13 protein-coding genes are annotated in these 13,187 nt (G+C 47.1%); 6 read left to right on the top strand and 7 right to left on the bottom strand.

Features of this window, described 5'->3' with window-relative positions:
- Positions 1 to 27: 27 nt before the first annotated feature.
- Positions 28 to 1,398 (bottom strand): tetratricopeptide repeat protein, encoded by a 1,371-nt coding sequence (locus OXN25_04170; protein ID MDE0424051.1) that lies wholly within the window; start codon positions 1,396 to 1,398, stop codon positions 28 to 30.
- Between the two features lie 63 nt (positions 1,399 to 1,461).
- Entirely contained in the window at positions 1,462 to 2,247 is a 786-nt protein-coding gene (locus OXN25_04175; protein MDE0424052.1) for a LamG domain-containing protein, read from the bottom strand.
- Positions 2,248 to 2,578: 331 nt separating this feature from the next.
- On the opposite strand from OXN25_04175, the gene OXN25_04180 reads away from it, so the two are divergent.
- The 5 genes from OXN25_04180 to OXN25_04200 all read left to right on the top strand — a co-directional run bounded on the left by OXN25_04180 (position 2,579) and on the right by OXN25_04200 (position 7,642).
- Positions 2,579 to 3,169: an NAD(P)H-dependent oxidoreductase gene (locus OXN25_04180; GenBank protein MDE0424053.1), complete on the top strand. Its 591-nt coding sequence runs from the start codon at positions 2,579 to 2,581 to the stop codon at positions 3,167 to 3,169.
- 227 nt (positions 3,170 to 3,396) lie between these two features.
- Positions 3,397 to 4,509: an RNA-guided endonuclease TnpB family protein gene (locus OXN25_04185; protein ID MDE0424054.1), complete on the top strand. Its 1,113-nt coding sequence runs from the start codon at positions 3,397 to 3,399 to the stop codon at positions 4,507 to 4,509.
- 94 nt (positions 4,510 to 4,603) lie between these two features.
- A complete protein-coding gene (rnhC, locus tag OXN25_04190) occupies positions 4,604 to 5,284 on the top strand; it encodes a ribonuclease HIII (GenBank protein ID MDE0424055.1) in 681 nt (226 codons plus the stop codon).
- Between the two features lie 23 nt (positions 5,285 to 5,307).
- Complete coding sequence (gene thiI / locus OXN25_04195) at positions 5,308 to 6,495, top strand: tRNA 4-thiouridine(8) synthase ThiI (protein ID MDE0424056.1); 1,188 nt, start codon at positions 5,308 to 5,310, stop codon at positions 6,493 to 6,495.
- A gap of 121 nt (positions 6,496 to 6,616) precedes the next feature.
- Positions 6,617 to 7,642 carry a glycosyltransferase family 9 protein gene (locus tag OXN25_04200; protein ID MDE0424057.1) on the top strand — a complete coding sequence of 342 codons (1,026 nt, stop codon included), beginning with the start codon at positions 6,617 to 6,619 and terminating at the stop codon, positions 7,640 to 7,642.
- Between the two features lie 19 nt (positions 7,643 to 7,661).
- On the opposite strand, the gene OXN25_04205 is transcribed toward OXN25_04200, so the two are convergent.
- From OXN25_04205 to OXN25_04215, 3 genes are read right to left on the bottom strand one after another with little or no spacing between them, the layout of a single operon-like run.
- Positions 7,662 to 8,735 (bottom strand): dipeptidase, encoded by a 1,074-nt coding sequence (locus OXN25_04205; GenBank protein MDE0424058.1) that lies wholly within the window; start codon positions 8,733 to 8,735, stop codon positions 7,662 to 7,664.
- A gap of 11 nt (positions 8,736 to 8,746) precedes the next feature.
- A complete protein-coding gene (locus tag OXN25_04210; protein MDE0424059.1) occupies positions 8,747 to 9,811 on the bottom strand; it encodes an iron-containing alcohol dehydrogenase in 1,065 nt (354 codons plus the stop codon).
- A 28-nt stretch (positions 9,812 to 9,839) separates the two neighbouring features.
- Positions 9,840 to 10,997, bottom strand: a complete 1,158-nt coding sequence (locus OXN25_04215; protein MDE0424060.1) for a hypothetical protein — start codon at positions 10,995 to 10,997, stop codon at positions 9,840 to 9,842.
- 229 nt (positions 10,998 to 11,226) lie between these two features.
- On the opposite strand from OXN25_04215, the gene OXN25_04220 reads away from it, so the two are divergent.
- Positions 11,227 to 11,961: a Stp1/IreP family PP2C-type Ser/Thr phosphatase gene (locus OXN25_04220; GenBank protein ID MDE0424061.1), complete on the top strand. Its 735-nt coding sequence runs from the start codon at positions 11,227 to 11,229 to the stop codon at positions 11,959 to 11,961.
- Between the two features lie 32 nt (positions 11,962 to 11,993).
- Here OXN25_04220 and rsfS read toward each other — a convergent pair whose 3' ends face one another.
- Positions 11,994 to 12,461, bottom strand: a complete 468-nt coding sequence (gene rsfS / locus OXN25_04225; GenBank protein ID MDE0424062.1) for a ribosome silencing factor — start codon at positions 12,459 to 12,461, stop codon at positions 11,994 to 11,996.
- 59 nt (positions 12,462 to 12,520) lie between these two features.
- Complete coding sequence (gene yqeK / locus OXN25_04230) at positions 12,521 to 13,174, bottom strand: bis(5'-nucleosyl)-tetraphosphatase (symmetrical) YqeK (protein ID MDE0424063.1); 654 nt, start codon at positions 13,172 to 13,174, stop codon at positions 12,521 to 12,523.
- Positions 13,175 to 13,187: the final 13 nt, after the last annotated feature.

Genomic DNA, 13,187 nt, shown 5'->3' on the forward strand with positions numbered 1-13,187 from the left:
GCTTCCTTTCGATTATGTTTGTAAACTTTATTTTTTCTCATGCTTATTTGCGACTTGTGCTTCCTGAATTTTCAGTAGCAACTTGTTGTATTCATTTGCATCAGGTGCTAACGCGAGTGCCTGATTAATCACCGTTAAAGCTTTAGCATATTCAGCATTGCGATAATAGGTATACGCGAGTGTGTCGTAATGTTTCGCTGTCGGCATCAAAGTGACTGCGTGTTCGGCTAAGTCAATTGCTTGCTGCATCTCTTTACCGAGTCCAGCGTAGAGTCGTGCCAAGTTGTTATACGCTTCCGCTGCGGTGTTATCTGCCGCAATCGCTTGTTTGAATGCCAGAATTGCTGGTTCAAATTGGCGTTGGTTGATATAGATGACCCCCAACTTCCCCCACACTTGTGAATTATTGGGAGCAATTTTTGTAGCCTTCTGGTAGACCCCAATGGCTTCCTCAAGATTGCGCTGTTGAATAAATACCTCACCAAGGCTGAGATATGCTGGTAAGTAAGACGGGTGTACCTGTATTGCAGCTTCGTAGATTTGAGATGCCTCTGTTAAGTTGTCATAAGTTTCATGGAGTTCACCGAGTTTAATGTAGAGCATCGGCAAGTTCGGATTACTGTAGAGGGCTTCTCGGTACTGGTGCATCCTATCTTCGTAAGTTTTTAAGCGACGAAACTGCGTCATCGCCGTCTCAGCGTGTTCGCTATTCCCAAGTCGCCGGTGTGCAAGAGCACGCCGATAGTGCGCCTGGGATAGGTAGCGGTTCCGCGCGAGGGCAGCCTCGTAATACGCAAGAGCCTGTTCCAGTCGATTTTGCATTTCTGCCACTCTTCCCAATCCGTAATAGGATTCAGTCTGGTTCGGATTCAATCGAATGCCTGCATGATACGCTTTCTCAGCATCATCAAATCTACGTTGGCGCGCATAAACATCGCCAAGATGAGTGTGCGCTTCGGCAGTCTCAGCCAGGAGTCCAAGGGCTTGTTTGAGATGACTTTCAGCCAGCAATAACTCGCCTTGCACTTTGTAGACGATGCCTAAATGAAGGTAAGCACTTCCATGAACCTCTGGTTGTCCATCCAGTGCCAATGCAGCCTGATACGCCGTTATCGCCTCACTGAGACTATTGAGTTCCTGGTAGACAATACCGATATAGCATTGGGCGAAACTGCTAATACGCTCGGAGGTGGCGAATTCTTTTCGGATAGTTTGAAATTCAGCGAGTGCCAGATTGTACTGTTCCGTGTCAAGATAACGGATTCCACGTTCAATCCGGCTATTGAGTTCTGCTTCAGTATCGCACCACCCTTGCATCAATACAGGTGGAACGAGCAGAATAAAGGAGAGAAACAAGATTTTCACTGGAACGGACAGACGGGACTGATACGTAAACATTCATGGATGAAGAGATAGATGTGGGACGGAGAAACCCCGTCCCTACACTTTGTGGATGCGTTATTAGTCACGACGTGCTTTGAGCTGTCCCCATGTAGTAGAAAGTTTGTCCTCAGGTTCAACTGGGAGTAGCTTCCCATCCATAACACTGGTGACCTCATCAGCATCAAGTGCTCTATCGTAGACATAGAGGTCATCAATGTAGAATTTCGCAGCATTATAATTCGTTCTACCGATGTAAAGTTTCTCTGCCCCTTGCGCGTGATCCTTGGGAACAGTCTGTTCGTCAACCACTTTACCGTCAATGTAAAATAGGAAATCAGTACCCTCTTTGATCCCAGCAATGTGGTACCACTTATTTTCGTCAAATGTATCACCTTCTCCATCAGGCCCGACACAATGGCTTCCGGCGTTGCCGGGATTGAACCGATAGTGGATGTGCAAGGGGACACGGTTACAGGTCCAGATACCGGGTGAACGATCAGAGCCGGGTGCCTTTTTCGCGATGATTTGATCCCAGCCACCGGAGTTTGGATCCGTAAAGTTGAGCCAGAAGAGAAAGGAGTTGTCTGTATAATCTTCTAATTCCTTGAAGGAATCGACCGTCACACTGTCTGCACCTTTTGCGAATAACATTGAGCCGCCGTAGACACCTTCATTCTTGACGATCTTCGCACCATCAACGATTTCAGCATCATTTCCGCCCCCGGTTTCATCTACAAGTGTTCCACCTTTGGCTTCATCAAAACTAAAATAGAGGATTAACCCGTCGTCTTCGACCGCAGCATAAGTGGAGAGTGCGCTGCCTACTATTAGTGCAGCCGCGAGTACATACATAACTAAACGCATGAGTGAACCTCCTCATGTCTATTTGAAATATAGTTGTTAATGGACAGTGCCAGTCCGTTACACGGGGTTGTTCAATGTCCATAGTTGAGTTGATAAGGAAACTTGTCTTTTAAACCACAAGCGTATCGTACAAGAAACCCAAAAATATGTCAAGAAAAATCTACCTTCAGCCTTTAAGTTTCCATAGAAACCGATGATATCTGATTTTCAGATATGAAATAATTAAGATAGGCGCACGACTACCATCGGTGTTTCAAACCAATAAAATCTTTGACATCCCTTTACGCCTATGCTACGATATGATACAACTTAACAGAAAAGGATACGAAAAATGAAGGATACCGATAACCAGTCCATCTACGTTGTTGCCATCTGCGGGAGTCTGCGACAGGGGAGTACGACACACGCTGCACTCCAAATCGCGCTCTCTGCTGCAGAAGCGGCAGGTGCTAAAGTTGAATTGCTCGACCTGAGTGAATACGAACTCGTTTTTCAAGGCTCTGTTGCGAGCGAGAACGACTACCCACCCGGGGTATTCAAACTTCGGGAAAAGGTCCAACGCGCCGACGGCATACTTCTCGGTTCGCCGGAATACCACGGCAGCTTCAGCGGGGTCCTCAAAAGTGCACTCGATCTGATGGGGTTTGACGAATTCGAGAATAAAGTTATCGGGCTCATCGGTGTGTCCGGTGGACGGATGGGAGCCGTAAACGCTATTTCTATGTTACGAACGGTAGGAACTGCACTGCACGCTTGGGTTGTCCCGAATGACGCGTCAATTCCAAACTCGTCCGATGCGTTTGATACGGATGGCAATTTACGTGATGCTGAACTCAGTGAGCGAGTTAAAGCCGTAGGCAAACAAGTTACTGAATTCGCCGCGTCTCGGCATTTAACGGAAGCGCAGTATCAAGAAAAATAAGGCGAACAGAAAAAAATAAATTAGCATACATAATCTTCGGTGTCAAACCCCCGTCCTTTAGGGCGCGGATGTAGACACCGCCTATAGTTGTGTCAAAAAAACATTTGACTTTGGTGTAAAATTGTGGGATAATTAAGGTATCCGTTGGCAAGCAGAACAAGCGTCATCTCTCGGTGGCGTGCTTGCATCCCACTTGTTCGGGGATAAAGACAGATAACGGATATACTATGAGAATAGCCTACGGGTTCAAACTTCAGTCGCAAAAGAACGTCATCAAACTCGGCAACATGATTGACGATATGTGGGGCATCCATTTGCATATCATGTTGCTGGCACGCCGGTATCGTCGTATGTTTGGAAAAGATGTATCTGCATACAAACTCAAAAGACACGTCACCAAACTCAAAAAGCGGACAAAACCGCACTGGGCAGCCTTGCCGAGTCAAGTTGTTCAAGACGTTGTATTGCGGTATGGCAAATCCCAAGACGCATTTTTTCAGAACAAGAAAGACCGAAAAGCAGGTAAAACGAACCGCAAAGTCGGTAGACCAAAAATCAAGTCTCGCCACAAATACAACTCTATGACGTTCACACAAGCCGGCTATACACTCGAAGAAAATCGTATTAAAATCAACTGTATAGGCACATGGTTCTCTTTCCACAAACACCGTAAAATTGAAGGCATTATCAAGACGATCACCATCAAGCGAGATAGGTGTGGGGACTATTGGATATATTTTTCGTGCAAGAAAGTTGATGATTCTAAACTCAAATCCAAGACGGGTAAGAGCGCAGGATTTGATTACGGAAACAAAACATTTCTCACAAGCGACGCAGGCGATAAGATAGCATCTCCGCAATTTCTCAAGCAATCGCTGAAGACGTTGCGAACTCTGAACAAGGCACTTTCGCGTAAAGTCAAAGGTTCGGGTAACTGGTACCGTGCGGCTCGTGCTTTGGCAAGACTCCATAGAAAGATTACCCGACAAAGAGAAGATTGGCAATGGAAACTTGCGACCGAACTTTGCACCGAGTTTGACGTGCTTTGCTTTGAGACCCTGAATCTTGACGGCATGAAACGCCTCTGGGGACGTAAGGTCTCTGACCACGCCTTCTACCAGTTTCTGCAGATACTGGAACAGAAGTGTGCAAAGCACGGCAAAAAACTCAAGAAAATCAGTCAGTGGACAGCGACAACAAAGCCTTGCAGTGATTGCGGATACCATAATAAAGAACTCTCTCTTTCAGATAGACAGTGGACGTGTCCTGAATGTGATTCCCATCACGACCGAGACGTAAACGCGGCTATCAATATCAAACGGGCAGGCTTGGCTGCCTAAAGTGGAGCAGACATAAGACGACTTTTCTCTGAGAGAAAAACGCTGACTGCGAGGAAGCACAAGCCCTACGCTTTAGCGTGTGGGTACCTATGACATGGACACCATACACAATTGGGATGCCTGGATTGGCACAGATGAAGCCGGAAAAGGCGATTATTTTGGTCCGCTTGTTGTCGCAGCCGTTTATGTAGACGCAGCGTGTCGCGAAACCCTTTCGACTCTCGGTATCACTGATGGGAAAAAGCTATCGAACCGACGCATCCAACGCCTCGCTGAACTGATGCACAATGACTATGAGGCGTATATCGTTGTTGTTGAAAAAATGCCGACCGACTACAATACCCTTTATAACGATCTCCGTAGGCGTGGACAAAACTTAAATCACTTACTCGCCTCCCTTCATAGAGAAGCCATCGAGACATTGGCAACCCGGGTAGGGGCGAAACATGTACTTGTTGACAAATTCTCTAAAAATGACCTTATCAAACAACAAACAGATGATGAACGACACCGAAAAATAAAAATAATCCAGGAGCCAAAAGCGGAACGTGATATCGCTGTTGCTGCAGCCTCTATTATTGCTCGTGACACTTTTCTAAAGCGGATGGAAGTACTGTCTGAAAAATATGAGATACGTCTACCAAGAGGTGCATATCAAGTTATTGATGCGGGTAGAGAATTTATTCGATTGCATGGAAGCAATGCTCTGGGAGATGTCGCGAAACTTCATTTTAGTTTGACAGATGCTGTCCTTCGTAAACAAGTTTTCTTTTAAATTTTTTTCGCGCGAGACAAATTATGGAAGAATTATTTAGCGTTCACTACGCCGAAGTTGGGCTCAAAGGGAAAAACAGGATATTTTTTGAAAAACGACTGGTAAGTAATATCAAGATTGCCCTGCGCGGCACCGGCTATGCAAAGGTAGAACGACTTCACGATAGAATTCTCGTACGACTCGAAAAAAACGCCGATGTCGCTCAAATTAAGAAACGTCTACAACAGGTCATGGGGATCGCCTATTTTGAACTCGCGTGCGCTACGGAGAGAGATATGACGGCTATCAAAGAGACCGCCCTGCAGCAAATTCAGGGAAGAACTTACAAGTCTCTTAAGGTCGAAACAAGACGAACTGACAAAACTTTTCCGCTAACGTCGCCGCAAATTAGTGCTGAGGTTGGCGGACATCTCATTGAAAAGACCGGTGCGAAAGCAGATATGCATAACCCGGACCTCATCTGTTGGATTAAAATAACACAGAAAAATGCCTATATCTCTACAGAAAAGATCCAAGGTATTGGTGGACTGCCTGTTGGTGTGAGCGGTAAGGTGTTGGTAATGTTGTCTGGGGGGATTGATTCTCCTGTTGCTGCATGGCAAATGATAAAGCGCGGTGCGAAAGCCGTTTTTATTCACTTTTATAGCTACCCATATACCGATAAAGCGTCTCTGGAGAAAGTGATTGAACTCGCTCAGATTTTGGCAGTTTCAAACTATCGAAGTCTGGTTTATCTCGTTCCGTTTGCTGAACTCCAGCAGACTATTGTTACACAGACACCGGCACCGTTCCGCGTTTTGTTGTACCGGCGGATGATGACGCGCATCGCAGAACGAGTGGCGACTTTGGTAAACGCCGAGGCACTTGTTACAGGTGAGAGCCTCGCACAGGTCGCTTCGCAGACGCTAACGAATCTTCGGACCATCGAAGCGATTGCTGATATCCCGATTCTGCGACCCCTTATTGGCGAGGATAAGGCTGAAATTATTGAAAAGGCACAACAGATTGGTACTTTTGACATATCCACACGTCCACACCAAGATTGTTGTTCTCTCTTCGTGCCTAAACATCCAGCAACACGTGCTTCACTCGCTGAGTTAGCAGACGTAGAATCAAACTTAGATATAGACGCATTGGTCGAAACAGCATTGAATAATCTCGAAAAAATCGAGGTCTCCAACGAGGAAGCATCGCCCAGACATAATCACTAAAAAACTTCATAACCCAAAGGTGGTCGGACTTAACTGAAAACCCGGGGAATGCCATACGGCATTCATACCGTTGATTTCATGCCACACGGCATGAATACCGTTGATTCTGATTTGTGGAACGGTGACCAGATTTAATAGTTTAAAAACTCCAAAAATATTGCTCATCCGGCTCAGCTCCCTTGGCGACATTGTACTTACAACACCCGCTATCCGGGCTGTACGCGCCAACTTTCCTACTGCTCACATCGCTATGCTCGTAGCGAAACAATCCGCCGATATCCTTCGTGAAAATCCACATCTCAACGAAATAATTACCTTTGACCGCCTCGCCAAAGACAAAGATACTGGTGAGATGTGGCGGATTATTCGTCTTCTACGCGAACGTAAGTTCACCCTGGCTATTGATCTCCAACGGAAGTTTCGGACGGAGATATTCATGTACCTCAGTGGTGCTACCGAACGGGTCGGAAAAGGGAGGTTTTGCACCGTTCGTGTCTCTGAGCAAGGTAACAGACACGCCACAGAACACTACTTCGACCTGTTGCATGCGGCAGGTATTCCAGCAGCAGATCAGAAGTTAGAACTATTTCTCGCTGAATCTGAACGGAGGGACGCCGTGCAGCGGCTCAAGACTGCAGGCACCGCCGACGGTAGACTAAAAATAGGTCTCTTTCCGGGGGCTGGGTGGAAACTACGGGAATGGATGCCCGAACGTTTTGCTGCCATTGGGGATAGATTGGTAGAACATTTCAACGCGGACGTTCTGATTTTTGGCGGCCAGTACGAATCCGAACTTGTGCAGACTGTTGTGAATCTCATGGAGACGCGGGCAATTCCATTTGCAGGGAATCTTCAGATTAGGCAGTTAGCCGCTTGCATTGAACAGTGCGATCTTTTTGTCGCCAACGACACTGGTCCGATGCACATTGCAGCAGGAGTAGGTACCCGCACTGTATCACTGTTTGGTCCCGGCAATCATATCCGTTTTCAGCCCCTTGGAATCGGACACCAAATCATCCGCCATGCCGTGCCGTGCAGCCCTTGTAAGCAGTTCACAGATAAGTGCAAAGATAACATCTGTATGAAGGGCATTGGTGTAGACGAGGTATGGCATTCTATCTCTCGCGCGCTTATGGAAAATCCGTAAGTAGAACTGATTGAGTGTCCTATCCACACGCCGCCTCAAAAGCGCGCAGATGATTTTCGCCGAGCACTTTTCGGATATCCGCATCGGAATAGCCCCGCTCACTCAATCCTTCCGCGATTTTAATGAATTCGCCTGCATCTTTGAGTAAATCGCCACCGCCATCAAAATCAGATCCGATGCCAACATGGTCTATGCCTGCGATGTCAATTGCGTAGGCAAAATGATTAAGGAGTTGCGCTAACGGCGGCATTCTTGTCCAGCCGTCCAAGGTAATAAACCCCGGCACAAAGGTAATACCAATAACACCACCATTAGCTGCCAAGGCTTTTAACTGCTCGTTGGTTAAGTTCCGTGAGTGGCGACATAAGGTCTGACAATTGCTATGAGATGCGATGACAGGACGTTCAGAGATTTCCAGAACATCCCAAAACCCGCGTTCACTGATATGGGAAACATCCACAAGCATTCCCAATTCGTTCATCTCTTTGACCAATGCCATGCCGAATCGGGTCAAGCCGCCGCCGAGATCTTCCTCATCATTTCCTGTTGATGCCCACGTATTGGGATTATGGGTCAATCCGATTGAGCGAACTCCCAATAGATACAGGGAACGGAGGACATTTAGGCTTCGTTCTACGGCTTCGCTGTTTTCAATCGCAAGGATTGCGGCGAGTTTGCCCGCTGCTTTTGCTTTGCGAATATCTTTCGCCTGTCGCGCGATGCAGATATCGGCGGCATTAGCTGTTATCTCTGCATCGAACCACCCGAAAGCATCCATAGCATAAGCGAGGTGGTTTTTCCATGCGCGTGTCACGTCAACAGCAAAAAAAGCGGCATCAATCCCGCCCTTTCGCATTTTCGGGATGTTGAGTTGGATGCCAATCGCTTCTTCCGCTGGTGGGACTGGACCTCGTAAATAAGCAATAGTCCCTTGGGGTTGTGTGGGATTTTGGCAATGTTCGTCAGCAAGGCTGATATTACCGCGGCGGATATGTGCCACGATCGCATCATTGTGCGAATCAATTACGATGGATTGTTCGTGAAGTACCGAGATAGGGGTATCTGATCGTGTCTGACTGTTTTTCTGTTCCATAGTCCTCAGCTTTAATTCAATACAGTTTTTATAGTTCGTTCGGCGATATCAGGCGTAATTCGCAATGTCGTCGCAACGGTGTAGGGTAGTTGATGTTCACTGACATAGTTGGATAAACCAATAAGGGTCTCAGCAATCGCATCAGTAGAGAGACCAGGGAGTCGGTAGTTAATCTGTAAGCACTCCAACGCGTGACGGTACTGCGTCCAAGAGGGTTGAGATTGCAAGGCAGCCATCAACAAGATGCCGAGTCCTACGAGCTCCCCGTGTAAAACAGTCTCTTCATCTCCATGCGTACTTTCCACACTTATCTGTTTATCAGATGTTAGACGGTTCTCAATTGCATAGACAAAATGGTGTTCGCTTCCCTCTTCAACGCGGCTATGTCCGCACAGATAACAGAGTTGAACCTCCATACAAAGTAGGTCAAGCAGAAGTTTCAGACCCGCAGGTGTTCCGCGGCCAATCTCCCGTGCGTTATCCAGAAGCGTTTGAAGGAGGGTAGCACCTATGTCAATAGTTTGCGGTGTAATTTGCTGACCGGGTAGGTTCTCACCCATTTTTTCGGCTTCTTGCCAATCCCACATCGCCGTTGCAATTGAGAGGACATCCGCAGCACCACTCGCACGCATTGACGCAGGCGCGTTGCACAAAAGATCCATGTCTATAATAACAGTATCCGGTGCCTTTGAAGAGAGATAGCGAACACACCCATTTTCTCTAACACCTGTCGCATCAGTGAGAAAAGCATCCGTTGACAGGATAGTAGGAAGCGCAACTAAAGGAAGTTCGTTTGTCGATGCAACGTATTTAGCAGCGTCAATTGCCAGACCTCCGCCGATGCCGTAGATCACTTCGCCTTCACACGCTTCGGCGAGCGTAGCCATATACGCGCTTGTGTTCCCATCAACATAGATAAGTTGTTTCGGGCGTACGGCAATTCCATTGACAACTGCCCATGCGGGTTCCGTTGTCAAAACGACAGCATCGCGTTTTTCGTTAATATCAGCAAACGCGCATTTGACAATGCTCGGTAGCCGTCCAATTTTGTCATAAGAACAATCATCTTGCAACATCAGAATCCTCTAACGAGATTAGGCACCTTCACTCCAGTGACGAGAGATCGACCAGATAGATTTGCCGGGAGCCTTCGTGAACTGAATCAAAAGTAACAGTTGCACCATCAGGTGTCCAACGCGGGTGAAGATCACACCGAATATCTCCAACGAACTGTTCTTCATGATGAAACTCACCTAAAACAATCTTCCGATTTTCCGCAATGTTGTAGACCATTAGTTGTGCCAAACGTTGCGGGCCACTTGGATAACTATCACAAAGCAGCCACTCTCGGTCAGGTGAGTATGAAGCGTGTCCATCGCGTGGTAGGACCCCGCGCCCCAGTGGTGTGAAGTCCCGCAGCCCATCTGTAAATTCAACGAACCCCATCTCACCAGATATATCTGAAGAAACAAGAATCCGCGTCGGTGTCCGCCAATCGAAGTGTGAAACCTTATAGCCGAACGGGATTTGCATTTCTAAATCAGAGCCATCGGGGTTCACTGTCCAGAGTGAAGAATAAAACCGTGTTTCCTGACGGACTCGACAAAAAAACAGAAGTCGCGTGCCATCTGTATTAAACAAAACATGATTGAACCATGTCCGTTTTCCGAGCAAATGTTCGCCCTGACTTGCCCGGATGACATCGGCTATAGAAAGCACGAGTTTTGCGCTGCCATCTTGAAGGTTAAGCTGATACAAACCGTCATCCTCTGGCTGTGCCTCAACATCAGCAGATTTGGTGTGACTTGCATAACCGACAACAGCACGGCAGTGTGCCATTCGTCCATAGTTAAGCCCAATAGCGATTGGAGCCGTAGGGGACACAGCAGCAATTGCCCCACGAATTGTGCGAACAATGCCTGTAATTGGGTTCAAGGCACGTGATACCAGCCGGTCATTCTCCCAATCGTTAAACGTGAATTCCGCAGCGGTCCCATCACCTTCACCCACTTTGCTGCCATTTATCCAATGCATCATACTTCCCTGCTGGAGGTTAAAAGCGGCGGTTTTAGCGTGTGAAATAAATTTATGGGTGTCGCGGTGGATCAGTCCAACCGTGGCGACATCTTCTGGTATCGGGCGATGGGTATGAAAATCCGTTTCCAGCGCAAGGTGATACCTTCCACTACTATCCCATGGATTAATACCGTAATAGCCAAAAAAATGATGTTTTGGACCGGCAGACAGTCTCTTAATTTCCATGTTAACTTTCTTCACCAAACTCAGGAAACCTATGTATTTCACTGTTTTTACTGAAGCAACGCCACATCCTACTAAAATTTTGAAACCATATTCGTATTCTATCGTTTTTACTATCGACTTAAAAAAATAAATGGTTCTACTGAATGAATTGGGTACCTTCCTTGAACACGAAGCACGCGCGACAACCTTTTGTATTATCGATCACACTCCACGCGGACGATAGGAAAAAATGCAATTTGCAGCAAAAACGGACACAGGTAGACTTCGTGACAGAAACGAAGACCTATACTACTTTGATACGCAGCTCCAGTTGTTTGCTATCGCCGACGGTATGAGTGGTCACGAACGAGGTGACCTGGCAAGTAAGCTCGCGCTTGATGTTATCGAACAATGGGGACAAGCACAAGCATCTCCACATAGCGATTTTGGGCCAATGAAACGGCTTGGTGTCTTGAGCGAACTTGCTGAGGAAGCGAATCAACGCATTTATACTGCCGCCAAAAACGGTGGTACAGCCCGCGGTATGGGCACAACTCTCATCGCTGGCTTTGTTACCTTTAGTTACCTTGCTTATGTCCACGTCGGTGATAGTCGACTCTACGTTTTGCGCGATGGAAACCTCACACAGATAACGACAGACGACTCTTTCGTCCAAAAAATGGTCGAACAAGGCGAAATAACGCCCGAAGAGGGCCGCGTCCATGAGAAGCGAAACATTATTACACAGGCGATTGGACTCAGGCCAACAGTCACTGTCAACGCGGATGCCTATCCGCTCGTCCCTGGTGACATCGTTGTCGCTTGTACAGATGGTTTGCACGATTTAATTGTGGACGACCAAGAAATCGCTGACATTATCGTATCTGCCGCCAATCTCGAAGAAGCGTGCGATAACCTTGTCAATACAGCTCTCGACTACGGCGGCACCGACAACGTCACAGTACTTCTTGTAAGCATCGATTAACTTACGATCTGTTAATTGCTTTAAGAAGCGAACTATTCCTCAGACACCCCTTCCTCATGCCCCCCGAAGACCAATGCGCCATCCGGGTCTATACGCCCCTCCGATGCCTCATCTGATAGAGATTCCAAGTGTGCAGGCATCGCTAATTCCGGCAATTCAATTCGTCCTGCTTCAGCCCATAAGCGCTCAAGGTTATAGTAGGCGCGTCTCTCAGCGAGAAAAACATGGACGACGAAATCAACATAGTCCAATAGAATCCAATCCGCTTTACGCTCGCCCTCTTGGTGCCAAGGACGCTGTTCCCAATTCGTTTCAAGTTCTTCAAGAACAGCTTGCGAAATACCTTCGACCTGGATATCGGAAACGCCGCTGAAGATTGCAAAAAAGTCTGTGAAACAATCAAGCTCACGCAGGTCAAGGATAACACCATCTTGTGCACGTCGGCTCATCGCGGCAGAAGCCGCGGCTTTTACTATCTCTAATGTGTTGTGTTCTGCCATTTAATTTTCCTTACCGTTCTCAGCCGTTGTTGAACGAGACACGCGTATCGTCTTTGCCTCTAACTACTAACATTAGCAAACATTTTGTTATATGTCCGAAGCGTGTTCGGATGAATCATTCCTCCTTTTTGCAGGAGACGTTCAATCTGTGCACGCGCGACATGATGCACTGCCCGTTCTAAATTTATGTATGCAAATTTTCTAACAACATGCGCTGCCTTGTATGTGCGCATCGGTTCTGCAAAGTCTGCAACGTATAGCACTTGCGAAATAAGGCACATTGACGGGTTACCGGTTGTATGATTGCGAATCGCCTCAAGGACTTCACACTCGGTTACCTTAAACCTCTCTCTTGCCAGTTCCGCGCCAACAAGCGAATGCAAAAGGGATGGATTCAATTTCTCAATCGGATCAAGGCGAATTCCGTAACGTTCTACTTCCCTATATAACCTCTCGGGGTTCATCCACTTTGCACTGTCGTGTAGCAGTGCAGCAAGGTTGACGTGCCAGACATCCGCTTTGTGCGCCCGTGCTAAGTCAACCGCCATCTCTTGGACAGAGAGAACGTGCTGAAGGCGTTCCACACTCAGTTTTGCTGAGAGGTACTCTTGAATTTCAACCGACTTTGGGTGTGCTCGGAGCATTTCTAATGTAGAAGCTGCCCGATTATTTTGTAGATTTAGAATGTTGTTAGATGTTCCTTGCAAGTCCATATTACATAGACCT

The organism is Candidatus Poribacteria bacterium (assembly GCA_028820845.1).
GTDB lineage: Bacteria > Poribacteria > WGA-4E > WGA-4E > WGA-3G > WGA-3G.

Coding starts and splice junctions, on each gene's coding strand:
- OXN25_04170 (MDE0424051.1), bottom strand. CDS start 1,398: ATGTTTACGTATCAGTCCCGTCTGTCCGTTCCAGTGAAAATCTTGTTT.
- OXN25_04175 (MDE0424052.1), bottom strand. CDS start 2,247: ATGCGTTTAGTTATGTATGTACTCGCGGCTGCACTAATAGTAGGCAGC.
- OXN25_04180 (MDE0424053.1), top strand. CDS start 2,579: ATGAAGGATACCGATAACCAGTCCATCTACGTTGTTGCCATCTGCGGG.
- OXN25_04185 (MDE0424054.1), top strand. CDS start 3,397: ATGAGAATAGCCTACGGGTTCAAACTTCAGTCGCAAAAGAACGTCATC.
- rnhC (MDE0424055.1), top strand. CDS start 4,604: ATGGACACCATACACAATTGGGATGCCTGGATTGGCACAGATGAAGCC.
- thiI (MDE0424056.1), top strand. CDS start 5,308: ATGGAAGAATTATTTAGCGTTCACTACGCCGAAGTTGGGCTCAAAGGG.
- OXN25_04205 (MDE0424058.1), bottom strand. CDS start 8,735: ATGGAACAGAAAAACAGTCAGACACGATCAGATACCCCTATCTCGGTA.
- OXN25_04210 (MDE0424059.1), bottom strand. CDS start 9,811: ATGTTGCAAGATGATTGTTCTTATGACAAAATTGGACGGCTACCGAGC.
- OXN25_04215 (MDE0424060.1), bottom strand. CDS start 10,997: ATGGAAATTAAGAGACTGTCTGCCGGTCCAAAACATCATTTTTTTGGC.
- OXN25_04220 (MDE0424061.1), top strand. CDS start 11,227: ATGCAATTTGCAGCAAAAACGGACACAGGTAGACTTCGTGACAGAAAC.
- rsfS (MDE0424062.1), bottom strand. CDS start 12,461: ATGGCAGAACACAACACATTAGAGATAGTAAAAGCCGCGGCTTCTGCC.
- yqeK (MDE0424063.1), bottom strand. CDS start 13,174: ATGGACTTGCAAGGAACATCTAACAACATTCTAAATCTACAAAATAAT.